The organism is Paenibacillus ginsengarvi (assembly GCF_003626695.1).
Lineage (GTDB): Bacteria > Bacillota > Bacilli > Paenibacillales > NBRC-103111 > Paenibacillus_AB > Paenibacillus_AB ginsengarvi.
Genome location: NZ_RBAH01000010.1, coordinates 1 through 24,189 on the forward strand (window position 1 = coordinate 1; position 24,189 = coordinate 24,189).

General features: G+C 57.5%; 14 protein-coding genes. 5 read left to right on the plus strand and 9 right to left on the minus strand.

The annotated features are described in order from the left end of the window. The first annotated feature begins 268 nt into the window (after positions 1 to 268). Complete coding sequence (locus tag D7M11_RS15055; RefSeq protein WP_158606616.1) at positions 269 to 1,471, plus strand: ABC transporter substrate-binding protein; 1,203 nt, start codon at positions 269 to 271, stop codon at positions 1,469 to 1,471. 191 nt (positions 1,472 to 1,662) lie between these two features. Here the strand turns inward: D7M11_RS15055 and D7M11_RS15060 are convergent, their stop codons facing one another. From D7M11_RS15060 to D7M11_RS36410, 4 genes are all read right to left on the minus strand, one after another. After that, entirely contained in the window at positions 1,663 to 4,977 is a 3,315-nt protein-coding gene (locus D7M11_RS15060) for a carbohydrate binding domain-containing protein (RefSeq protein ID WP_158606617.1), read from the minus strand. Positions 4,978 to 5,105: 128 nt separating this feature from the next. Further along, complete coding sequence (locus D7M11_RS15065) at positions 5,106 to 6,416, minus strand: ABC transporter substrate-binding protein (protein ID WP_120748069.1); 1,311 nt, start codon at positions 6,414 to 6,416, stop codon at positions 5,106 to 5,108. A gap of 417 nt (positions 6,417 to 6,833) precedes the next feature. Further along, complete coding sequence (locus D7M11_RS15070) at positions 6,834 to 7,826, minus strand: LacI family DNA-binding transcriptional regulator (RefSeq protein WP_120748070.1); 993 nt, start codon at positions 7,824 to 7,826, stop codon at positions 6,834 to 6,836. Between the two features lie 211 nt (positions 7,827 to 8,037). Then, on the minus strand, positions 8,038 to 8,208 hold the full coding sequence (locus D7M11_RS36410; protein WP_158606618.1) for a hypothetical protein: 171 nt from the start codon (positions 8,206 to 8,208) through the stop codon (positions 8,038 to 8,040). A gap of 219 nt (positions 8,209 to 8,427) precedes the next feature. Here D7M11_RS36410 and D7M11_RS15075 point away from each other — a divergent pair, with 219 nt between their 5' ends. The 3 genes from D7M11_RS15075 to D7M11_RS15085 are packed head-to-tail and all read left to right on the plus strand — an operon-like array spanning position 8,428 to position 11,668. After that, positions 8,428 to 9,411 carry a hydroxyacid dehydrogenase gene (locus D7M11_RS15075; protein ID WP_158606619.1) on the plus strand — a complete coding sequence of 328 codons (984 nt, stop codon included), beginning with the start codon at positions 8,428 to 8,430 and terminating at the stop codon, positions 9,409 to 9,411. A gap of 12 nt (positions 9,412 to 9,423) precedes the next feature. Then, the gene (locus tag D7M11_RS15080; protein WP_120748072.1) at positions 9,424 to 10,278 is read left to right on the plus strand and encodes a sugar phosphate isomerase/epimerase family protein; all 855 of its coding nucleotides are present in this window, start codon (positions 9,424 to 9,426) and stop codon (positions 10,276 to 10,278) included. Continuing rightward, entirely contained in the window at positions 10,265 to 11,668 is a 1,404-nt protein-coding gene (locus D7M11_RS15085; protein ID WP_120748073.1) for a mandelate racemase/muconate lactonizing enzyme family protein, read from the plus strand. Before D7M11_RS15080 ends, D7M11_RS15085 begins: the two co-directional genes overlap by 14 nt. Positions 11,669 to 11,746: 78 nt before the next feature. Here D7M11_RS15085 and D7M11_RS15090 read toward each other — a convergent pair whose 3' ends face one another. The 3 genes from D7M11_RS15090 to D7M11_RS15100 are packed head-to-tail and all read right to left on the minus strand — an operon-like array spanning position 11,747 to position 16,503. Beyond that, positions 11,747 to 12,394 carry a hypothetical protein gene (locus D7M11_RS15090; RefSeq protein ID WP_120748074.1) on the minus strand — a complete coding sequence of 216 codons (648 nt, stop codon included), beginning with the start codon at positions 12,392 to 12,394 and terminating at the stop codon, positions 11,747 to 11,749. Positions 12,395 to 12,414: 20 nt separating this feature from the next. Further along, positions 12,415 to 12,840: a hypothetical protein gene (locus D7M11_RS15095; protein WP_240041124.1), complete on the minus strand. Its 426-nt coding sequence runs from the start codon at positions 12,838 to 12,840 to the stop codon at positions 12,415 to 12,417. Between the two features lie 12 nt (positions 12,841 to 12,852). Then, entirely contained in the window at positions 12,853 to 16,503 is a 3,651-nt protein-coding gene (locus D7M11_RS15100; RefSeq protein ID WP_120748075.1) for an AAA family ATPase, read from the minus strand. 231 nt (positions 16,504 to 16,734) lie between these two features. On the opposite strand from D7M11_RS15100, the gene D7M11_RS15105 reads away from it, so the two are divergent. Continuing rightward, positions 16,735 to 17,265, plus strand: a complete 531-nt coding sequence (locus D7M11_RS15105) for a hypothetical protein (protein WP_120748076.1) — start codon at positions 16,735 to 16,737, stop codon at positions 17,263 to 17,265. A gap of 427 nt (positions 17,266 to 17,692) precedes the next feature. Here D7M11_RS15105 and D7M11_RS15110 read toward each other — a convergent pair whose 3' ends face one another. Both D7M11_RS15110 and D7M11_RS15115 read right to left on the minus strand, forming a co-directional pair. Further along, entirely contained in the window at positions 17,693 to 19,123 is a 1,431-nt protein-coding gene (locus tag D7M11_RS15110; RefSeq protein ID WP_158606620.1) for an extracellular solute-binding protein, read from the minus strand. Positions 19,124 to 19,251: 128 nt separating this feature from the next. After that, the gene (locus D7M11_RS15115) at positions 19,252 to 24,033 is read right to left on the minus strand and encodes an Ig-like domain-containing protein (RefSeq protein WP_158606621.1); all 4,782 of its coding nucleotides are present in this window, start codon (positions 24,031 to 24,033) and stop codon (positions 19,252 to 19,254) included. Between the last annotated feature and the right edge of the window lie 156 nt (positions 24,034 to 24,189).

Below are 24,189 nucleotides of genomic sequence, written 5' to 3' on the forward strand. Positions count from 1 at the left end.
TTTTCGCAGGGCTTCAGCCGCCGGATTTCGCCGACGTCTGCCTGCTAGCTACGGGGCGGCTTGGTCCCTACCCCGACTGAACTTTCATCAGTAAGTTGTACCTAGCTTGGCTAGGCGCGCACTGCCCGTTACTTCAATGAAGAAGGGAGCAGCTGCTGCTCTTTTCACTATGCTCTCTTCCTCCCACGGTGCCGGTCGTCCGAAACTACCTCCCTTCCCAAGTCGTCTAATTGTGTATATAAACTTTGACATTAGAGGGGAAAAAAGGATGATCAATAAACAGATGAAAGGCTCTCTGGCGACGGCCATAGCGGCCAGCCTGATCTGGACGCTCACGACAAGCTGCATCCAAACATCGCGGGGCAGCTGGGGCAACGGGGCCGGCTCCGCTCCCGTTTCCGCAGGTCCTGTGATCCAGCAGCCCGTCAAGCTCCGTCTGCTCGATGCGAGCCGGATGCCTGCCGATACGTTCAAGAGCGCCGTAACGGATCTGCTGCTAAAGCGCCAGCCAATGATTACGATCGAGCCGGTCGCCTATCCGGAAGGAACCGAGTGGAAAGCGCTTCTGGCCAGCGCATCTCCCGATCTCGCACTTGTTCCGCTGTCCGAGCTCGATTCGGGCCAAGCTGCGAACGAATGGCTCGATTTGTCCGGCATCATTCAGGAGATGACGAGTGAAGCGCGCAAGCTCGGCCAGCTTCCGAAGGACACCGATCCGCTCAACGGCGCAGAGAAAATTAGAAGCACCGAGGGGACCTACGGTCTGCTGCCTCCCGGCAAGGGCGCTTCCCTATATTTCAACAAAGACATCTTCGATAAATTCGGCATTCCTTACCCCGCGGAAGGACTAACCTGGGGCGAGACGAAAGAGCTGACGTCCCGATTGACGCGGGTAGACCGGGAGATCCGGTACGTCGGTTTTGCAGCAGACCGCTCCTTCCTGCTGAACGTCATGTCGAAGCAGGCTCCGCTGACCAACCCGCAATCCGAACGGACCCAATTTATGACGGAAACGTGGAATCCCTGGCTTGCGGCTCTGAAATCGGTATACGATGTACCCGGAATGGAGTTCGAAGGGGCTGACCGGGGATTTAGTAAAAACCGGTTCATTCAAAAACAGGATGTCGCGATGTGGGCCGGCAACTTCATTTACCCGCCTCTAGCGGAGCCGCACCAGCGAGTCGGCCGAATTCAGCTTCCTGGCTTCGTTAGCGAGCCCGTGAGCCGAGCGGGATTGCCGAGCGGATACTTCTTCGCGGTTCCGAAGACGTCCCGGCATCCGAAGGAAGCTTTGTATGTTGTCGCGAGCTTAGTCAACGCTTTAAACCGTTCCAAGCTTGAAGCTGTGGCGCTTGGCGAGCTGAGCAGCAAGTTCGGCGATGTTCTTGCCGGACAAAAAGATTTGAACACCGCCTTCCGGGAAGCGGAGGAACTTGTGGAAATCAGGCGCAAAGCCGGACAAATTCCTTAACGTGCAGGCTCAGACAGGGATACGGCGGTCACGAGACATCCACCGAATAGAAGATGCGTGCTTAGCTGCCCGACATGCTTGCAACGCATTACTTATTTTAGAATAAAAAGCAGCAGCCGGCCGGACCCGCCTGACGCGCATCCGATACGACTGCTGCTTGTTCAATTACGGGATTGCAAAATGCCCTTACGCTATGGCAGCTCGCGCATGTCTAAGTCATCCACCCAAGCCGGCCCATTTACACTTTGGTCCAATTTGAAATAGACGGCGACCCGCTTCGTTTGCGGCAGCGCAGTGAAGGTGACCTGCACCTTCGTCCAGTCGCCGCCCCTTGCCGCTTCCGCCCAATTGTACTGGACGGATGTGCCGCTTGCATCGATTTGCCGGATACCGAGGGCGACCGAGCCGGTTGTCGAACCGTTCTTCACCCAGCCGGATAACGTATACGAGCGGCCTGCCGTGACCGGGATTTCCTTCGTCTCCACCGTATTGATGACGTTCCACGTATTGGCGGCGTCCGGGTTCAGCTTGGCCGAAGCTATGCCGCTATGGGCCGTCGTTTTATCCCATACGCCCGTACGCAGCATCCATCCTTCGGGTGCGCTTGTGCCGGTCTCGAAGCCCCCATTGAAGACGAGGTTCGTATCGACCTTGACCGTGAGCGGCAGCGAGGCGTAGGCCACCCCGTTTACTTGCGGTACTACCGTGAGCGTATAAACGCCCTGCGTCACCGATTGCGGAACCGTGACAGTGCCCTGCACCGTTTTCGTCTCGCGCCCGGCAAGTGCAGCGTAAGCGGGCAGCTCCGCCGTGAGGCCGCCCTGGACGTTCCGGGACAGCTCGACGACAAGCGGCGTCGCCGAGCCGTTCGTCAGCTCGACGGCAAACGGGTATGTACCCGCCTTGGTCACGTCAATCGTTCCCGGCGTCAGTTTTGCTTGCAGCAGCGAGGTCACCTCAAGCTCGCGGGCGGACGTGACCTGAAACACCGAGCCTTTGTAGGAATAATACACTGATGCCGAGACGGTGTATTGGCCGGGCGGAACGGCGGACGGCACAGTGAAGCTCGCGGAATCGCTCACGCTCGCCCCGCTTTGGACCGGACCGAACTCGCGCTCGAGCGGCGGCAGTCCGAAGGCGTCAGGCAAGTCGACGCGCAGCCACGGATGGAGCGTTTTGTCGCCGGTGTTGCGGATTTGAACGCTAGCGGTCCCCTGCTCGCCGTTCGTCAGCCGGTCCGGGAACGGTTGAAAATCAAGCCGGATCGTCGAATGAACAATTGGTGCTACCCGGTTGTACACACCTTCCAGCAACGTAAGCAGCGTTTGCCTTTTGCCTTCGAGGGTGGTATCGCTCTGTCCATTTACCCAGGCGGTCAGTTTGTCGTTGTCATCGATTGCCTTGTCCGCCTTGTTCATGACGTTTTGGGCATCAGGCGCCGGGGCCGTCAAAGCCTGCCGCACGTCGTTCAGCTTCGCGGTCAGATCGCTAGCTTTTTGCTGCCAATGGTTGTTTTGCAGCAGCGCTGCGGCATTTTGCATCGAGGCGATCGCCGCCTCGACTTCCGAAGCAAATGGCGTAATGCGGTACACAAGCGCCTGCTCGGGACCCAGGCTCACCTCCAGCTGCGAATCCCAACTAGCCCACGAATGGGGCTCGTCGCCGAACAGCAGCTGTACTCGATTGCCCGCATTCGTCAGCGGAATGTCCGCCGTCTGCGCCGTTTGCGTTACATTGATCGCGATCGCATACTGCTCCTGCCCTTTGCTCCATACGCCCCACTGTACCGCGCCGGCGGTCTGCTCGGCCGTCTTGCTGCCTTGCTTCACCAAATCCCCGATCAGCTGCAGCTCGTCTTTGAAAGCGGTTAGTCCCGTCCACAGTACCGACTCGCGCAGCTTCCAGCCCGGGTCGTTGATCGAGTAGTAGGCAAGGCCCTTGCTTCCGGCCAGTATGGACTGGTATGCCATATTGCGCACCTGGCCGATCGTCGGCAAATAGTCCCACGCAGACGGGCCGGGAAACCGGAACGTTTGCAGCACGGTCCACACCGGCTTCACGCCGTCCGTATCCTGAACCGCCTTGCGCACGCCGCTGCCGACCGCCGAGATCGGCTGCATATTCGACCTGTTGTACGGGTAAACGTCCGTCACGAGAATATCCGTCGCCTGCCCGGTGGAGCGGTACGCGTGCGGTTCCGATTCGACCATATAGGTCGGGTGATCGGGATCGATCGTACGAATCCGTTTGTACGCTTCGAGAATTTCCGACTGGGCGATGCCGTTCAAGAACGGCTCATCCATAATCATCCAGCCGAGCAGGGCGGGATGGCTTTTGAACCTGGCCACTATCTGCTCCGTGAGCGCGAAGTTTTCCTTGACCTGCATGTTCGGATAAAGCGTCTGCAGCACCTTCAGCCCGTTCGCTTGCGCCGTATCGAGCAGTGTCTGCACCACGGCTTCGCTCGTCGTGTTGACGCCCTGAACTGTGTTGACCCCGATCTGGCTCAAATACGGATAGTCTTCCAAATTCGCATGGTAGGCGATCACCGGGAAGAACGGCTGGCCCTGAACCTGAACGGGACCGTTCTGGGGCAGCGCCGTCGGGCGGTTCCATCTGTAGATCGTTCTTTCCACACGCGAAACGACCTGCCCGGCTGCATCTTTCAATTCCACCGACAGCACATACGGCTGATCGATCTCCATAGCCGCCGGTTGAAATGGAACGTTCAGCTGCGCGGCGGCAGCCAGACCGGTTTGTGCAAACAGGGTCGTGCCTCCGGACTGTTTAACCAGCTTAATATCCGCCGTTTTCCCCGCGAGAACGCCATCTTGCGGCTTAAGCTCCACGCCAATGCTGCCGGTCGTTACATCCGGATAGTAGTAGATTTGATTCGGTGTAAGCACGATTTGCGGCGCATCCTTCGTTTTGACTACCGCAGCGTCGTCGAAATACACTTTGCCGGTTCCATACAGCCGCAAATACACCAGCATATATTTCGCCCCCACCGGGGCTTTTATTTCGTAGTTCAGTTCGTGCCATTGTCCGTCAAGACCGGATGCGGGACTGCGGTACGAGTAGCCGGTCAGAGCCGTCTGCGGCGATACGACCTGCGAGGTGTAAAACTCGACCTTGTAACCCGGCGCGCCGCTAACGCCGATGGCCTTGAACCAGGACGAGATGCTGTACGTCGCTTCCGCTTCCACAAGAATACCTTGCTGGACCCACGGATTATCGGCCGCCGTCGTTTGAATCGAGATGCCGTAGCTGCCGGTCCGGGCCGCTTCCGCTGCGACCCCCGCCGGCCCCGTCCACGTATTGCCGATCGCCTTCCATCCTGACGGAGCACCGCTTGTTACCGTTTCAAAGCCGGGATTGACGAGCATATTGGTTGCAGACGCGGGCGAATCCGCCGAAACGGAACTTCCTCCCGTCATCCAAACCTGGAACGCGAGGCAAACCGATACAAGCAAAGATAAGCCCGTTTTGTACTTGCGAACGGTCATCCGAAAACACTCTCCCTCATCCGATATCGATTCGAAAACAGGAATGTTGGAATGAAGTCTAGCTGGGGAGTTCATCTAGGGCGCGTTTGCAAACACGCCCGCAGTTGTCCGGCTGTTATGCGAGCCGCTTATTTTTTGGCGTTGATCTCGGCTTCGATCGCCTTGTTGGACGCCTCTTCCGCTTGGCGCAGCGCCGTATTGATGTCCATGCCGTTATCGAGGAAGTTTTTGGCCGCATCGTTCAAGGGCGTGTTCGTGAGAGCATCGTACGATGTCGGTTGATAGGGGGGCGCAAAGGAGCTTTTGAAGACGGCTTTGATGTTTTTGCCCTGCATGGACTTCATCTTCGCGCCGTATTTGTTCTTGATCGTCTCGTTGCTGAGCGCGGTAAAGCGGCCGCTCTCGGTCATGAGGCTCTGGATCGGTTCGCCCGTCAGCAACTCGATGACTTGAAACGCCTCGTTTTTGTTTTTGCCGAGCGCCGATACGGATAGGAAGTGGCCCGTCGACTGAAGGCTCGTATTCGGGCGGTCGGGATAGCTCGGGAACTGCGTCACGTCCCAGTTGAACTGCTCCGGCGTGCCCTGCAATTTCTCGAGCGCGGCAAATCTCGCGTCGTAGCTCGCGACCATCGCCAGCGTCTGGTTTTTGAGGAAGTGATCCAGAGTCGCGCCTTTATTGCCGGGGATCGCATTGATGTTTTTGATGACCTCGGCTGCCTTTTTCCAGCCGTCGTTGTTGATCGTTGCTTTGTTGGTCGCAGGGTCCACGCGCCCGAGCGACAGCTGCATCCCCATCTCCGCAAAGCTGGGCACAAACAATCCTCTGTACTCGGCGCCGTTCTCGTTTCTGGCAAATTTGGCCGACAGCTGAATGATATCCTGCCATGTCATGCCTTCCTTCGGATACGAGACGCCGAACCGGTCGAACAAATCTTTGTTGTAAAACGTGGCGAGGAAATTAAGCGAAAACGGAATGGCGTACACGCTCTCGCCGCCACCAAACGCCCGCGAAGTCTGCATCGCCCCGGGATCGAACTGAGCGAGATTCATGCCGGACTTCTTGATGTAGGGGTCCAGGTTTTCCGTTGTGCCGAGATCGCGGTGCGCCTTGATCTGGAGCATCGTAATAAACATCAGATCGGGGAAGCTCCCGGAGGAGATCAGCTCGCTCAGCCCGTTGTTGCCGTTTTTGTTGCGCACCATCTCGACGGTAATATGCGGATATTTCGCCTTTACCGGGGCTGCAATGAAGTTGGCGAATTCTTCATCGGAAATAGTCGCCCCGTCCTGCAGCATATACAGCGTGACCGGCTTGTTCGAAGGGGCCTCTTCCCCTTTAGCCGCGCTGCCTTCGGGCTCCTTCGTTCCCCCGCCGCATGCCGTTAGCAGAAGGGCCATCGCCCCCGCGGCTATAATCGCTTTTTGGTTCCATCTCATACCGACCGCTCCTTTTTCCTCTTTCTTTTCGGCTTACCGGAATCATTGAAACTATAGCGTTAGCAGATTACCGTTGTTTCGGTTCCTGTCGTAGTCGGGAATTCGCGCAGTGTGGCTAGTATCGGCAAAGCGAATTGAAATGAAAGCGTTGTCAATTTAGAGTTATGATCGACCGACGCCTCTTCCCTCCCTCCGAACGGCTATCGTGGCTTATGGCGTCATCTGTTCCGACTGCTCTCTGCCCTCCTTACGGGTAATGAGGAAAAGCCTGCCAAGAAAGCCCCATTCGCTTAGCGCTTTAGCGATACAGAACTTCCTTCGGCACAAACTTAACACACGTGTACTAATAAAAATAAAGTAATTACGTGATAATGATAGCACACGTGTTCAGGATATGTAAACCCGCCCGTAAAAATTTTACAGGACGGGACGAGCGACCGACTGTCTGACGACAAGTTGCGTCTTAATTTCTTCCTCCTGCCATCCGTTTTCTTCTTCCGAAGTTTTCGCGGTCAGCAGCGCTATGGCCCGTTCGGCTAGCGATCGGATCGGCGGGCCGATCGTCGTCAGCGGAACCTCGAACAACTGCAGCTCGGGGACATCGTCGTACACGATCAGCGACAAATCGTCGGGGACACGGATTTTGTGCCGTCTCAGCAGCTTGGTCAATTGGAAAAACACAACCTGGCTATCCAGCACCAGCGCCGTCGGCCTGCGCGCGCTTAGCAGGAGCTCGGTAACGGTCCCCTCGTCGAACGGCTCTTCGGCGGTATGCGCATGTCCGACGGATACGAGAAAATCGCTGCGAAAATCGAGCTTGCAGTCGACGATTCCTTGTGTAAACCCGACCAATTTGTCCGTCGTTTCCCCGATGAAGCCGATCCTCGTATGCCCCATAGCCGCCAGATGCTTCACCGCCTCGTAAATGCCGGTCTTCCGGTCGATCGTAAGACAGTGAGCTTCCGGAACCAAGCCGCCCCCCATGAGCAGCATATCGCCTTTGAATAATTCCTTCTCCTTCAAAAAAGCCGCGGGCGGCTTCCAACCCGGCCCAGCCCAGTAGATGACGTGGTCGACAAACTGCTGGTTCAGCGTGCGCATCGCTTCTACCGGCTCGTCCAGCGACAACAGCACGTTCATTCCTTTTTTGGCGGCTTCCCGCTGGATTTCCTTGCATAGATTATAAAAAAACATCGATTCGAACGCGGGCCATATCATGCCGATGCAGTTCGACTTCCGTTCGGCCAGCCGCTTGGCGGCCAAATTCGGTACGTAATTGAGCTGCTTGGCAATCCTGATAATTTTCCGCCGCGTCTCTTCGTTCACGCCGGGGTCGTCGTTTAGCGCTCTGGATACGGTCGGATGACTGACGCCGGCCAGCCTGGCTATGTCTTTGATCGTAACGGTCATCGGTTACGGCACGGCTCCTTCCCCCGGAAGCCCGGGAATGCACCTTCATTATATTACACGTGTGCAAAAGAAGTAAACATTCAGCCGGGCGTCCCGGGCTGGCGCACAAAAAAAAAAAAAGAAAGTCCGCACAGGCCATGCGCCGGGGTCGCGCTTTTCCCATGCGGACTTACCGTCTCGCCGCGGCTGCGGCCTCAAATCGTCCGAAGGTTCAATCCTCCGGCGTCCGGTCCACAAACAAACGGGTAACTTCCGTGTATTCTCCGCGCTCCACTTCTTCCTCGGACGCCTGTTCCTCGAGCGGATCGCTCATGTTCATCCCAGGCGCTATCGTCGGCTCCTGCTCCTGCTCCTGCTCCCGTTCCTGCTTGTTCAGTTCCACCTTTTCACCCCCCTGCTGCAAGATAGGCTGAACAGACACGCTCAGGTCCCTAACCGCCGAATGTCCGGTTCAACTTATATAGCATGCCGAATGTTGCGGGATTTATGTATATCGCCAATCACACATAATGACAAGTTAATCGCTTATTTCGCCATTCGTTTTCACTGCCGTGCATGATAGGTTTAGGGAGACCAATCAAACATAAGGATGTGGCCTAATATGGTAAAAGTCGGCGTACTAATCCCGCAAATGGCGTGCGCGGAGCTGTTTTCGGAGGAAAGACGGGCGAAGCTGGAGAGCATCGCTCAAGTGACATGGAACGATTCGGACAAACAGCTGGACGAAGACGAGGCGGCGGCATTTTTGCGGGATTGCGACGTGGCGATCGGCTCGTGGAAAACAGCAATTCCGACGAAGCGTATACTCGACAGCTGCGGGAATCTGAAGCTGTGGGAGCATGCGGCCGGCAGCGTAAAGCACTTTTTCACTGACGATTTGCGCGATCGTCAGCTTCAGATCGCCTCCTGCGCGCCGGCTATCGCCAAGACGGTAGCGGAGATGGTGCTCGGCGAGCTGATCGTGGGCTTGCGCAAAATCATCCCCAACTCGCAGCAAAACCGGACCGAGAAAGGCAAAAAACCGGCAAACAAGCTGTATCTGGCTAAAGCGACGGTCGGCATCGTCGGCGCTTCCTGGGTCGGCCGCCAAGTGGCAGGGCTGCTGCGTCCCTTCGGCACCCGCATCCTGCTGTACGATCCGTATATGCCTGCGGAGAACGCGGCGAAGCTCGGCATGACGAAGGTGGATTCGCTGCTTGAGCTTTGCGCCACTTCCGATGCGATTACGGTGCATACGCCGAAGACGAACGAAACGTATCATCTGCTGAAGGAAGCGGAGTTTGCGGCGATGAAGGACGATGCAATCTTCATCAATACGTCCCGCGGCGACTGCATCGACGAAAATGCGCTTATTCGCGAGCTGCAGAAGGGGCGGTTGTTCGCCTTCCTCGACGTCTCCGACCCGGAGCCGGCGCATCTGGACAATCCGATCCGCACGCTCCCGAACGTCGTCTACACGTCCCACCTCGCGGGGGGAACGAGCTACCATATCGGCGATCAGGCCGTCAGCGACATAGAAGCTTATGCTAGCGGGAAACGGCCGCTTATGGTCGTCGACTGGAGCATGCTGGCCACGATGGCCTAGGAGGTAAGCCGGATGAAACCTTTTTTCAGTTTGTTTCCCAAAATGCTGGGCCGCCTGACGATGGAGGGCTTAGCCGACACCATGCAGCAAATCGGGCTGGACGGCGTCGACCTTGTCGTTCGCGACGGCTATTGGGTCACCCCGGGCGGGTTCACCCGGGAAGCTCCCGCCTTCGTTCGGGGCATGCAATCCCGCGGCATTCGCGTCGAGCTGGCTACGACGTCTTACACGCCGGAGGCACTGGCGAAGGATGCTACGCCGCTGGCCGTTATGTCCGAGATCGGCATCAAGTCGTTTCGCACCGGCTATTTCGCCTACCGGGAATCGGTTCCGCTGCGCGAACAGCTGGAGCAGGCGAGCGGGGAGCTGGAGCAGCTCGCGGAGCTGTGCGCCAAGTACCGGATGAAGGCGATCTACCAGGTACACCACGGCTACTCGCAGCTGATTCAGCATTCGTTCGCGGCGCTTGCTGTCGCGCAGGGTCTTCCTCCCGAGCACATCGGCTTTATGCTCGATCCGGGCAACCAGTTCCACGAAGGCCGGGAGCATACGGGCAAAGCGATAGAGCTGCTCGGAGACTACTTCGCGGCCATCGGCGTAAAAGACGTCATGCCGTCACGAGACCCGAACCGCTCGCATATGCCGGACAAAGGCTGGTCCGCCGCCTGGACCCCGTGTGACGAAGGAATGCTGAACTGGCGCGATATCGGGGCGGCTGTAAGTAAGCTGGACCGGCCCGTGATCATCAATATGCAGCCATTCTACCATCCGCAAAACCAGGAGCAACACATCGCCGCTCTGAGCAAAGAATTCGCCTACATTCGGCAGGCGTTCGGGGAGGCTGTCAGCGAACATGAACGAGCATGATATTCGTCTCAAAGGGTTAAAGCTGCATTTCCTGCCGGTTGAAACGCGCATCCCGCTTAAGTTCGGCGCGGAAGTGCTGACTCACGTCACCTGCGCGAGAGTGCGCGTCGAAGCGGAAACCCGCAGCGGTTCGCGGGCGACCGGCTGGGGGGAAACGCCGCTGAGCGTCCAATGGGTGTGGCCCGGCGACCTGCCGTACGACGTACGGGAGCGGGCGCTGCGCGACTTCTGCTTGCAGATCGCAGCTAGCTTGTCCGACTGGGACGACGAAGGGCATGCCTTCGAGCTCGGGTACCGGTTCCAGAAAAAGGTGCTGCCAGGGCTTGCGGAGCGGTTTCGCCAGTCGTCCGGACTGGATATGCCTTATCTCGCGGCGCTCGTCTGCTTTTCGCCGTTCGATATCGCGCTGCATGACGCCTACGGGCAGGCGAACCGGGTTCCGGTCTACGCCACGTATAACGAGCGGTATATGAACGCCGATCTGTCCGCCTACCTGACAGCGGCAGACGGGACGACAAGTCCGTTCGCCGGAAAATACCCGGAGCATTACTTTACTCGCCCGCAATCGTCCCGGCTTGTCGCCTGGCATCTGCTCGGGGGCAAAGACTATTTGTACCGTCACGAAGTTCCAGGCGATCAGAAGGACGACGGCTATCCGTATGCGCTGGAGGATTGGATACGAAAAGACGGGCTAACCTGCATCAAAATCAAGCTGACCGGAAACGACGCCGCCTGGGACTACAACCGCATGCGGCAAGCCGGACGTCTGGCGCTCGATAACGGGGTCGTGTGGCTGTCCGCCGACTTCAACTGCCAGGTGACCGACTGCGCCTACGTGACTGATCTGCTCGATGGGCTGATGCTGGAGCACCCTGATATTTACAAATCGATCCTGTATATCGAGCAGCCGTTTCCATACGATCTCGAGGCGAACCCGATCGACGTGAGCAGCGTCAGCGCCCGCAAGCCGCTGTTCATGGACGAGAGCGCCCACGATTGGGAGCTTGTGAAGCTCGGCCGCGAATTGGGCTGGAGCTCCGTCGCCTTGAAGACGTGCAAGACGCAGACGGGCGCCCTTCTCAGCCTTTGCTGGGCGAAGGAGCACGGAATGACGCTGATGGTGCAGGATTTGACGAACCCGATGCTGGCGCAAATCCCCCATGTGCTGCTCGCCCAACACGCCGGAACGATTATGGGCGTGGAGACGAACAGCATGCAGTTTTACCCCGAGGCGTCCCGCTGCGAGGCCGCCGTCCATCCCGGCTTGTACGCCCGCACGGGCGGAAGCATCGACCTGAGCAGCCTGATCGGCGGCTTCGGCTTTGGCTATAACGTGGAAGCGATCGGCAGACCGCTGCCCGAGCCTGCGGCTGAGTACGGAGCTGGCTGAAGCTGACTCACATTTGAGGAGAAAGCAAGAAACCCATACGGGCGAAAAGCCCGTATGGGTTACATTAATACGACAGGCCTATTGCCCCGTTATGGTGTACACATTGGAGGAGCCTACGCCCGCCGCGTTGAAATAAGCGCTGCCGCTTACCGCTCCCGGGAACTTGACGGCGTATGTAATCCCGCCTCCGCCATCCTTCACCCCGACAATTTCCACAGTACTCGGAATCGGAATGTCCAAAACGAACGGCTTGTGGAAAATCGTAACATTTTCGGCAATGACGCTGCCGTTTACCTTCACCGTCACGACATCGCCATCCTCCGCCGCAAAGTCCCAAAGAAGGGCGCGGCTTGTTTGCATCCCCGGCTTCATCGCAACCTCGAAATCCCGAGGCTCGAGTCCGGCGTCATCGTCCGATGCAAGCAGCACGGCGCCGGCTTTGGCCGCGCCGGTTCCGTTCGCCCTAACATCTTTTATGGAGGCTGAGCTCGCGTTTCCGAACGTGATCGATGCCCCGATTAGAGCGAGTGCGCTGATGCCGAACCAGAACCGGTGCACATTTTTCTTGGATGCTTTGCGTTTGACGTTATCCTCGTAAACGGCGGCCTCGTACTCGGGTCCTGCCGATTCACCGTTCCATCCGCTGCCTCCGGCCTCTTGCCGTCCGGATTCCTCCGAACGTCTCTGGCCAGGTCGATTCGTAAAGCGGCGATTGTCTTCCGACATACTGTACCTCCCTTAATTTCCTATCTCCCATCCGATTTGCGGACTAGCGGATATTTCCAGTACAGCAGCGACATGAGCAGGCGAACTGCGATGACACCCGCTATCGTAAGAACAATAGCCACCCATTTGGAATAAGCGCCATCCTCCGCCCATTTGTTCAAAAGCATAAGCCCGACGTTCAAAGCGATTGCCGTATACACCAACATTTGCAGCAAAGGCAGGAAGATCGTAATCTTCCGGTACGGCTTTCCGAGAAATTCGCTTTTCATCGCAATGTAGATCCATAACATGAAGAAGCTGATTACGAAGAAGGGAGTAGCACTTTGCGGCACCTCGTACTTCAGCGCCTCCTTCATATAGTCAAAAAGCATAAAGGGATGGAACAGCGAAAATAAAATAACGGCGAACATCATCATGTGGTAAAAAAACGCAAAAATCCATTTCAACTGAATCCCCCCTTACCCGGCGAAATCTTCCGGAAGCAGTGTCGACAAATCGTCCTCGGTCGCATCCGCCTTGCCGCTTACGCGCAGCGCATGGCTCCGGATCGCCTTCTCGCACATGTTCCGAACGAGCCTCCCGTTGCCTGCGGACAACTCGCCGACGTACGGCCCGACCGCTTCAATAAACCGCACTTCCGTCCGTTCGGTCATCCGGTAGCCTTGAGCACCGAGAATACGGCCGGCAATTTGCAGCATTTCGTCCGCCGTATAGTCGGGAAACGTAATAATATTCGGAAATCTGGAGCGCAATCCGGCATTCCGGTCAAGAAACCGCTCCATATCCTGATCGTAGCCAGCCAGCACGACAACGAGTCGGTCCCGGTAATCGTCCATCGCCTTCACCAGCGTATCGATCGCTTCCTGGCCGAATTGATCGCCCTCCGCCAGCGCATACGCCTCGTCCACGAACAGTACGCCTCCAAGCGCCCTTTCGATCACGTCGCGCGTTTTTAGCGCCGTCTGGCCGACATAACCCGCCACGAGCCCGGAACGGTCGGTTTCGACCAGCGTATCCGCCTTGATGGCGCCCAGTTCCTTCAATCTGCGGGCCAAAATGCGGGCGATCGTCGTTTTGCCCGTGCCCGGGTTCCCCTTGAACACCATATGCAGCGTCTGCGCGGAAGCGGCAGGCAGTCCCATTTCCTTGCGGCGCGCCGCTACCTCGATCTGAGCCGACAAGCTTCTGACGAACTCCTTCACCGAGCTGAGTCCGACGACCGCATCCAGCTCGCTCAGCGCATTCGCGGCTTGACCAGCCGCTTCCCGATCCGCGTCAAGGCCGAAGTCGGCCAGCGTCAGCTCGTTCAAGCGCTCCACCGGTACCTGCGGACCGTCGGCCAGCCGCTCCGCCTGCCGGCGTATCGCTTCCTCCAGCACGTTGCGGACGAGACGGCCGTTGCCGCCGTCCTTCTTGCCGGGAATTTGCTTGCGCTCGAAATAGGCGCGCAGCGGCACCGGTACGTCGTCCGCCCACGAAAAGCCGCGGCCTTTCACCATAATCCCGGCGATCCTCTCCATCTCCGCCGCCGTATAATCGGGAAATTCGATCTGCAGCGGAAAGCGGGAGGACATGCCCGGGTTGACGCGGACGAACCGCGTCATTTCATCCGTATATCCGGCGAGTATAACGACCAGATTGTTCTTGTGCATCTCGATCAAGCGAACGAGCGTGTCGATCGCTTCCTTGCCGAAGCCGCCGCCCTGCACGCCTTCCTCGGCCAGCGCATATGCTTCGTCGATAAACAGCACCCCGCCGAGCGCCGAATCGACGACCTGCTTCGTTTTGACCGCCGTCTGGCCCACGTATTCGGCAACGAGATTCGAACGGTCGACCTCGACCAGATGCCCCTTTTTCAAATACCCCATCGATTTAAGCATCCCCGCGAGCAGTCGCGCCATCGTCGTTTTGCCCGTTCCCGGGTTGCCGGAGAAAATCATATTGATCGTCTGTCCCGTATCGACCTGAACGCCGGCTTCCTTCCTTCTGCGATCCACGATCAGCTGCTTCTCCAGCGTGCGGACAAACGCCTTCACTTTATCGAGGCCGACGATGGCCGCCAGCTCGCTCTCGATATCGAACGCCTTCCTCTCGCCGATGCCGAAGTCGGCTCCGGTTAACAGCTGCATATCGGTCTCCGCTCCCGGCGCCTGACCGCCGAGGCGAGTCGCTTGCTTTCGCACCGCTTCCTCAAACAGATTGCGCACGAGACGGCCGTTGCCGCTATCGTTGCGACCGGGGATCTGCCGCTGCGCAAACAGTTCCGTGAGCCCGTCATAGGCGCCCGGTTCGATGCGGAAGCCGCTGCTCTTCGCCATCCGTTGTAAAATGTCGAGCATATCGGCAGGCGTATAATCGGGAAATTCCACAATAAACGGGAACCGCGAGCGAAGCCCCGGATTGGTTCTTAGGAAATCCTCCATCTCCTGCGTGTAGCCGGCCAGCACAACGACCAGATTGCCGCGGTGGTCTTCCATCGCCTTGACGATCGTATCGATCGCTTCAAGGCCGAACGTATCGTGATCGTGACGGGCAAGCGCGTACGCTTCGTCGATGAACAGCACGCCGCCGAGCGCTTCTTCGATTTTGGCCATCGTTTTCGGAGCGGTGGAGCCTACGTATTGCCCGACCAGATCCTGCCTGGCCGTCTCGACCAGCTGCCCTTGGGCGAGCAGGCCCATCGCTTTCAGAATGCGGGCAATCAGCCGGGCTACGGTCGTTTTGCCTGTTCCGGGGTTGCCGGTAAACACCATATGAAGCGCCATCGAAACGGCTCCGCCGCCTTCAAGCGCCCTGCGTTTATTGAGCTTCACCGTCTCCATCAATTCGTTCACGAACGACTTGACCGACGCGAGCCCGGTCAAATTCGTCAGTTCCTTCAGCACGTCATCGATTGATTCCTCGCGTACGAAGGTTCGCACTTTAATCGGATGATCGATTCGCCGCGATCGGACATAAAACGTATCGTTCTCGAAAACGATACGCACCTTCTCGCCCGGCTCCACTTCGTTCCGGGCCCGCATGTCGGACACGACGGGAATGAGCTCGTTCTCGATCCATTGCTGGATCGATTCGCCGTATGTACGGTCCGCCGCTGCCATTCCCGCCAAGGCGTCATATACGGCGTCGCTAACCGACATATTCACCTGCATCGTCCCCTTAAGACGCCGCAGCTCTTTCTCCAGCAGTTCCTCGGCTATACGCACAAGCGCTGCGGTATCCAGAGTGACCGTTATAGCGACTGCTTTGATGCCGCGCAGCACCGGTACCGGGATGGCGCTTGCCAGCTCGGGAGGAATCTGCCCGCGTTCTGCCCCATCCTTCGCCGGATAGTCGACATAAAATACGATAATATAGCCGGCGGCGTCCACACGAACGCCTTCTTTGGTCCGAAAGCTGCCTTCCGCCGCAAGCGACGCGACATAAGAGGCTATTGCCGGATCGGCCTCCTTTATGCCAGTGAACGCCACCGTACCGGTCCCGTCCTGAAAAGCCGCCGCCATATCGGCAATAAAGTTCCCGGATATTTCATCCGCGTCGTACCTGTTCAAGTGGATCTCCGTAAATCGCGGAGAGAGCGTCAGCTTATAGCGGTGGAGCTGTTCGTTCAGGATGCCGAGCGCCGTTTTCTTCCCGGTACCGGCTGCTCCCGCCAGCAAGATCGTTTGCCGCGCCGCATCCGTACGATCATCCAGATAGCCTCGCTTGTAAGCGGCGATTAAATCCGCTACGAAAGATTGCTGGCCAATCACACGCCGGTTGAGGTACGCTGCCACCTCTTCGAAAATATCGTCCAGTTCCCTCGTAGATAACTTGCGTGTTCTGCTTTCCGTTTCGCCGTAGGCCGCCGATTGTTGCCGCTGTTGGGGGGAGGATTGGGAAGTGCCTGCAAACGCAGCCTGTCCGGAGGCGTTCGGAACGAAATTCCCGCCCCCTGTCTGATACGTCGGCATGGGAGCAGACTGCTGATTTCCCTCGTAGTAGGACGTCTCCTCCCTGTACGCCTCTGGAGCGCGTCTGCTCCGGGCAATAAATCCTTCCTGCCTCACCAAATCGATTAACTGGATTTCCGGCAGCAGAAATTTTATAGTTTTCAGGATAACACTCATCTTCATGCCTTCAGCTACCCTTTCTATGTATCGTTGCTCCGCCATTTTCCTGCGACGTGCGCACGCCCGCACCGTAAGGTTTCCATCTATTCCTTACATTGTACCAGCTTCCGACAGCAATTTCCCTCTAATCTTGCAAATCTCGACAAGAAGGGAGCCGTGCGGCATAGTTCCCACCCCTACCTTTACATGGTAAAATAATGATAGCCTTCAAGATTAGGAGGAATCCCGGTGCCAGATATCCCTGTTTCGGGTGAATTGTCGAGAAGACGGCGCACGCCGGTCAAACCGAAGCTCACGAGCATAAGCCGTCCTATCGCCGGCCAAGGCGACGTCATCCTGTTCGGCATCGCCATCAGCTATTTGCTGCTCGGCATTTTGAAATCTGCCGATGTCATAGCCATCGATTCCCCCGTCATCGCCAGCTTCTCGCTGGCCGGCATGTTTTTTGCCCTATCCGATCTTACGAAGCTGGGAACCGGCGCGGACCCGCTCGCTTTTCGCCTGTTTTGCCGTTTCTTTTATTTCGCTTCGCTGTTTATAAGCGCTTTGTGCCTGGTGGTCGTTCCGCTATCGTATGCGTATATCGGCTGGATAGGCAGCATCCTGATCCCTCTCGGCGACATGTCGGCTTTGAGCGGAATGGGCGTCATTATCGGCATTATCGTGATCAACAATGTGCTGCGGCGGCGAAAAGCTTCATCCGATCCAAAATCGGCTCTCCCGGAATCGGGCCTTGCCGAGCAGAAGTCGACGATGTAGTAGCGTTCCTTGTCGGCGATTCGTTCGGCGGTATAACTAGCTGCCGCTCTATGATGGGCTTTTGGAAATAGCAGACGTTACGGACTCTTATTTCGCTTTCAAATCCTCTTTTCGGAAAATTAGAATGCTTTTGGGCCTCTTATCCCTGGCACAACAGCCATGAAGGACGATTTCGATACAAATTAAGAGTCCCCAAAGGCTGTTATCTCAGAATCACCCTGCAAGCAAATGAAAATAACGGTCCTCTAAGACTCTTATTTTCGTTTAGCCAGGCGCAAAAAAAGAAGACGCAAGCGCGCCTCCCATTTGCGATAAGCGGTTCATCGTATTGACCCACTCACCCTCATATTCGCCGCTTCTCCGCGGCTTCCAGGCTCTCGCAGCCTGGCCTCGCATAACCCGCCGCTTCGGCTTCCCGCGCTGCCGCTCACACCTTGGCGCCCTCGCGCACGAACAAGCCCTCCTCCTGCTCGAACAGCAGCTGCTCGAGCCGCTTCACCGCCGCCTCCTCTGTCTCCAGACCGGACCAGAACAGCTTCGCCTCCCGGTAAAACCGGTACAGCTCCGACGTTGACATATTCATCGCCGTGAAGGGGCGGAACGTCGGGATAATATCCCGGTACATTGAGAAGCGCGACGGCCGGTATAGGCTCTCCTTCCCGGACCACTCCGCCGCCGGCTTGACGCTCGGGATGCTGAGCGTCTTCTGGCGAATGAGCAGCTGCGCCTCGTACGACACGAGAAAATCCACGAACTTCCGCGCACTTTCTTTCACGGCGGAATCAGCCCTGATGGACAATCCGATCATGAGCAGCAGCGTCTTCGGATCGTTCTTCAAATAAGGAAGCGGAGCGATGTCGTATTCAAACTCCGAACGCCGCTCGTGATGGTTCAGAGCCAAATACGTCGTCATAATCATCGATACTTTCTCGCTGAAGAACAGCTCCTCCGCATCCCCATCCTTCTCCGACAAAAAGAGCGGAAACCGTTTCTGCAAATAAATCAGCTCCCGGCAAGCGCGCAGCCCGTCCGCGAGTTGTTCGGGGCTGGCGAACCGGCCCGAAGGATCGCGTTCGAAGGAAATGCCGCTTTGGAGGAGAAATACCGGCCAGCGGTTGCTGGAAGGGAAATGGAAGTAGAAGCCGAGCCGCTCGTTCTCGGAAGCAAGCTTCGACGCCTGCTCGAACAAAACGTTCCAGCGCCAGCTGCTGTCCGGCTCCATGACGTCCTTCTCGCGAAAATGCTCCTTGTTGTAACACAGGATCAGTGGAGAAAACACGAAAGGCTGCATTTTCAGTTCGCCTCCGAACGTGGCCGATTCGGTCAAAAACGGGTAAACGGCGGGATTCGGCTCAAGCGTTTCCAATTCGTCCAAAGCGCCGTTTCGGCGAAAATCGTCCATACTGTTGTAATTCATCGAGAAGACGTCGATGCCTTCCTGTTCGATTTTCGTTTTCACGGATTGGTACGTATGCATCCCGGAGGGAAATGTGCTGACTTCGACGCGGATGCCGGGAAACCGCTTATGGAATTCCGCTATTAGCGTTTTCATCTGCGCTTCCGGGAACAGCGTCGTGTGACAGCCAAACTTCAGAACAACTGTATCGGAGCGGGACAAGCGGGCGACCTTGTTGCCGACGCGCGGAATTTTCTCGATCAGCCGCTCGGCTACCAGCACCTCGAGCCCTTGGCGCACCGTTTTGTTGCTAAGATGATACTCCTTGGCGTAAGCCTTCTCCGAAGGCAAGTAATCGCCTTCGCGATAAGTTCCGTTCCCGATTTCACTGCGGATCGTATCGATCATCCGTTCGAGCCGCGCTTGAGACGTTTTGCGGCTCGGTTTTTCCGATTCATGCATCGTATGCGCCACCATTTACCAAATATAGTATGTACACTAGCATACTAGAAGTTGCGGGCGGCTTCAAGGAACTATCATAAACCGACGCGCGCCATTGTCGCGCGCGTCGGCCTAATCATGTGGAATCCTTAGCGACGGTAGCGGTACACGTCGCCATTCTCCAGTACAACCCAGGGCCGGGCTTGCGTCTCGCCCGACTTCAAAGCGGCGATCGGGCCGGCAAAGCGGGTTTTGCGCTCCACCTCCCCTTGGTCGTTCAACTTGACGAGCAGGCCGTGGTCGGCGGCAGCCCAATACGACGCTACTCCGTCCTTATTCGAGCCGTCCACCTGAAGCACCCTGTCGGGCAATGCCGCCCGGAACCGCACCGATCCGTCCGGGTTCAGCGCATAAAACTGGAAGCCGTCGGAGCCCGCCAGCAGCTCCGGAACACCATCCCCGTTATAGTCGCCGTAGCGGATATCATTCACTTCCCCGCCCATGTTCCGCTTCCACAGCTCCCGCAGCTTGGTGTCGTAACCGACCAGCCGAACCTCGTTTTGCTTCGTGCCGAATGCGAGGACCGGAGCCGCGCCGAAGCTCGGGTGACTGATCACAGTCGCTACTTTCCAGCCGGGGCCGCCGCCGCTTCCCCCTCGGGTGATCTGCTTCTCGTTCCAATAAGCGTAATACGCGTACTCCAGGCCAATCATGCCTTCATCCTTGCCATCGCCGTCGAAGTCGGCAAATTCCATGTCCTCGATGCCGTAGTAGTACAGCAGTTCCTCGTACTTCAATGCACCGGCGGCATCCAGACCGTAAATGTAACGGTACTGTGTGCCTACCATCACCCACGGCGGCTGATCCGCCCCGTTTACATAGGCGACTCTGACATTCGTGATGCCGAGCAGATTGCCCCTGCTTCCTCTGTGCGTCGAATCGCTTGGGAATACATAACGCCACAGTTCCTGACCCTGCGCATTCAGCGCATATACGTACCAGTTTTCGGTAGCGACGAATACGACCGGGCTGCCGTTTAATGTCTGCACCGTCACTTCATTGACGCGGCCGGCGGCCGCGAATGTCCAGCGGACGCCGCCTTGCTCGTCTACGGCCTGCACTTTGCCGTTTACTCCGCCCAGAACGAGTTCTTCCTGGCCATCGCCGTCCAGATCGCCCCAGACGCTGTCCGTCGTTTGCTCGGCGAAGCGGTATACCCGCTCCCAGTCGCGCGGCTTCCCGGAACGATTCTCGTGATCCTGACGATCGTCGTCACGGCTCGCAAGAAGCCCCCCATCCGCAACGTCATCTTCTCCGGAAGCCCGTTGCGGCTTCGACCACGGATGCGGGTGTTCCTTGGCCTTGATCGCCCGCTCCAGCCGCTGCTCCATTTGCCGATTCCATGGAGCCGTTGCAGATTCGAGCGCCCCTTCGCGGACCTGCTCGCCACTTGCGGCATAGCGAATCCGGTCTTTGCGCAGCGAGTAAGCCTCCCACTGTCCGCTCGCCGTATTCATCGCGAACATAACAGGCTCCGCGAATTGCAGCGTCTGCGAGCCGATGCGCACCTGGGTGGCTTCTGCTGCGAGCAGCCGCCCTTCGCCCAGCAGGTGGAACTTGCCGTTCGAGCTGAAGTCGCTCGTATCCAGTGGCGCTTCGGAAGCATACCACGTCTTGCCCTGCCGCTTGATTTCAAGCGTCGTCTCGTTCATGCGGCGCACATTCAGTTTAGGATCGCCATCTTTACGGCTCGACAGCACGTTTACGAAGCCGATCTGCTCTCCCGCAGCATAACCGCTCTCTTCCAGCACTTCGCTCAGCACTGTTTCCTGGTCCGCATACGGATACGGGTAATCCGCCTTCCAATGTTTGCGGAAATGCCCGTACCTGTTTTGCGTCAGCAGCTCGGTATCGTCGAAGCTTTCGATCGTCATCGTCACGCCCTGCTGCTCGACTTCGAATTTGTCGTTTAGCTGCATAGGCGCTCCGAGCGTCTGCCAATTGTTTTTGAGTACATAACTTCCGGCTTCCTTTACTTTGACACTGTCATAGATCAGGTAAAACGAACCGTCTGGGCTGACGATCGAGCGCTCCCAATCGGTGCCGTTATAATTCGGGACGGTGCTGCGGCTCAGCGCAGTTCCCCCGATATCCGCCGACCAGTCCAGTCTCGCGAGCGGCGGCTTCTTCGATTGCTGACCGTCCTTGACCACGACAAGCCCGTTATGATGCTCCGGCGTATTCTCCATATAGTCGCGGTCGGTCAGGAACACTCTGCCGTTCGCGCTGTAGCCGATAATCGCATTGCCGTCCTGATGTCCGTGCGTACCGGCCGAGAAGCCGTCCACGCTCAAAAAGCTGTCGTCCGCTCCGAACCCTTCGCGGAACGTCATTTTGTGGAACGCATCCGGCAGCGCTACATCCAGCACCGTCTGCTCCGTATCCTTCAAGTCGTCATACACGCCCTGCTCGACCGGAAACGCCTGAAGCTTCGGATATTGCTCCTCCTGCAGCTCCGTAGCTTCGTCCAGCTTCACGGACGTATACATATGAATCGGGTAGTTCAAATCCGACATCCGCTGGCCTGGGAACGGGCCCGTTCTCGTCCGCTGAAGCAAATAGCGGTAAAGCGGATCGCCGTAAAACAGCGTCGCCGCGTTCATCACCTGCGAATGTCCCCACGAGTAGGCGTTGCTGTAGCCGAAGGGATACGTGTCTCCGCCGCCCGCCATCGTGCCGAGATTGTCGATCATGAGCGCATTCAGATCGGCGCTCGGGCGAAGACTTTGCGTAATGAAATCAAGATTGCCGGTTGCCATGCCGTAGTCGATGTTCGTCATCGGTACGTGCATCAAATAATCGGGGCCTTCGTCCAGGCTGATATGCGACGTGTTGCCGATAAAAATGCGCTCCCCGAGCTGTCTCCAAGCCTGCGTCTCCGGCAAGCTGTAATATTTCCCGAAGTAGTCGCTTCCGGCGATAAGCGACAGAGCCGGGAAGATTTGATGGTTCCAGCGCGGCCCGGTCGCCGAGGCGCCCGTCAAATAGCCGTCGTTCGCATTTGCTTCGTACGTCAGCTTCAGTGCGGATACGATCTGCTTGCGGTCGGTCTCTGTAAATATAGGCGATGCCTCCAGAACCGCCCAGTTCTGAATGATCGTATCGCCATCCGTCCACATGTTCTGTCTCTCGTTGAGCTGCGTTTTGGCCGCAGCAGGGTACCGGTTCACATAACCCGCGTAGCCGAGCAGCAGCTTTTGGTAAGCTTGCGCAAAGCCCGGCTCTCCGGTCAGCAGCAGGTTTTCGCCGAATATTTTAATCCGGGACAGGACGTAATGGAGCGAAGCCGCGTCCGTTTCGCTGCTCGCGTTCGGCTGAAGCTTCGACAGCCAAGTATCCGCCGACCTAAGCATCGTCTGAATGTTGGCCGCGGTCGGCTTGCCGCCGTACTGCAAATACGACGACGCTTGCGCGGACAGCTTCGCCTCCGACTGCCACGGAATCGTCGGCGAGCTTAGCGCCCCGCTGATTTGCAGCAGCCGGTCTACGCCAAGTCCGGCTCCGGCCAGATCGCTGGCGCCGACAACGATCGTATTGCCGCCAAGCCCGAACGGGTCGATCACCGTTTGCAGCTGGTACCCGCCGTCCCCGGGATAGATTGCGTCGGCATACGACAAACGCAGGCCGTAGAGGCGCATCAGTTGATCGTTGTTGCCAAGCGAGCCGAGCACGATCGTATTTCCCGACCAACCATCGCGGAATTTGTCGCGAGACGGCTCGACAACCTGAACCTGGACGTTCCAGCGGCTTTGCAGCCCGTCTGCAAGCCGCTGGCCGAGCGCTTGCCACAACGGGTCTGCCGGCGCCGCGATTTGCAGGCCCTGAATGCTCGTATCCCCGTCAAGCGAACGTAATGGTAAATTGTAGTACGGCGGAATGTCGCCGGCTCCGAACACGCTCACGTCCAGCCTAGCCTGAATACTTCCGTAAGTAGCCGTTACTACGGTGGAACCGGACGTTATACCGCTTACTTCCCCGTTTGCCGCTACGGAAGCCACTCCCGGCTGCTGGGAGCTATAGCCTATCACACCGTCATTCATGATCCGCACATCTCCGTTCGAGTAATAGCCGAGCACCGTTGTCGGCTTCGTCTGGCCGACGTTTAAAGTCAGCTCGTCGGGATAAAAATCCATCCTCTGCAAAACACCCGGTTCGGCCAGCAGCCCGTCGCGAACGCGGACATTGTCCATGTAGAAGGTCCCCAGGCTCGTCGATATCGTGGCGATGCGGAACAGGTTGACCGAGGTGGCCGAAGCATCCCGGAACGCCGTATTTTTGCGCAGCAGCAGCACGTCGTCGCCGTCGAAAATCGCGATCGACTTTTTCCCCGCCGCCGCATCGAAATCGACCCGGAACCGGTACCATTTGCCCGTCTCATACAACTCGCTCGAGCTGACGCGGGTAGTCCCGTCGTAATATTCGAACGTCCGGTTCGCCTGGAAGCCGATCCATTCCACCGGCTTGCTGCCTTGCGGACTCGTGCTTTCCAGCAGCATGACGAAACGGTCCGCCGTATCCGCTCTCGCCCACCATTCCACACTGCCCTTCACGATCGGCGCAAACGGCAGCCTCGCCCCCGCTGCGGTCGTTTTGTCGTTATCGACGATTTTGACCGCTTTGACGCCTCCGACCGCATACACCTGATCGGTCACCGTGACACCCTGCGTGCCGTTCGTCCAGCCGTTCTGTCCGTTCAGCAAACCGAGATTGAAATTTTCGAAATCGTAAAACAACTCTCCTGCCGCGGCATCCGCCCTCTCTGTAGATAGTCCGCCGCCCAAACCGGCGAACACGACCGCAAAGGCCAGCAGCAGGGCCAGGATGGTGAGCGGCTTGCGTCGAACGCTGCTCCGTTCGTCCCTGAGCTTCATACAATTCATCCCTCCTTAATAAGATTCGAGTATGATCCATCACCCGTCAAGTCGCACAAGCTGCCGAATTCTCCTTCACCTCCCTCCCGAAATCGATACTTCCGAATACGCGGACAAAAAAGAAGAAGACTGCCGCGGTTCTTATGTAAGCTCATG

Bases quoted from the DNA above. Each gene is read 5' to 3' on its own strand.
- D7M11_RS15090 (WP_120748074.1), bottom strand. From the start codon at position 12,394: ATGTCGGAAGACAATCGCCGCTTTACGAATCGACCTGGCCAGAGACGT.
- D7M11_RS15100 (WP_120748075.1), bottom strand. From the start codon at position 16,503: ATGAGTGTTATCCTGAAAACTATAAAATTTCTGCTGCCGGAAATCCAG.
- D7M11_RS15060 (WP_158606617.1), bottom strand. From the start codon at position 4,977: ATGACCGTTCGCAAGTACAAAACGGGCTTATCTTTGCTTGTATCGGTT.
- D7M11_RS15065 (WP_120748069.1), bottom strand. From the start codon at position 6,416: ATGAGATGGAACCAAAAAGCGATTATAGCCGCGGGGGCGATGGCCCTT.
- D7M11_RS15075 (WP_158606619.1), top strand. From the start codon at position 8,428: ATGGTAAAAGTCGGCGTACTAATCCCGCAAATGGCGTGCGCGGAGCTG.
- D7M11_RS15115 (WP_158606621.1), bottom strand. From the start codon at position 24,033: ATGAAGCTCAGGGACGAACGGAGCAGCGTTCGACGCAAGCCGCTCACC.
- D7M11_RS15080 (WP_120748072.1), top strand. From the start codon at position 9,424: ATGAAACCTTTTTTCAGTTTGTTTCCCAAAATGCTGGGCCGCCTGACG.
- D7M11_RS15070 (WP_120748070.1), bottom strand. From the start codon at position 7,826: ATGACCGTTACGATCAAAGACATAGCCAGGCTGGCCGGCGTCAGTCAT.
- D7M11_RS15085 (WP_120748073.1), top strand. From the start codon at position 10,265: ATGAACGAGCATGATATTCGTCTCAAAGGGTTAAAGCTGCATTTCCTG.
- D7M11_RS15110 (WP_158606620.1), bottom strand. From the start codon at position 19,123: ATGCATGAATCGGAAAAACCGAGCCGCAAAACGTCTCAAGCGCGGCTC.
- D7M11_RS15055 (WP_158606616.1), top strand. From the start codon at position 269: ATGATCAATAAACAGATGAAAGGCTCTCTGGCGACGGCCATAGCGGCC.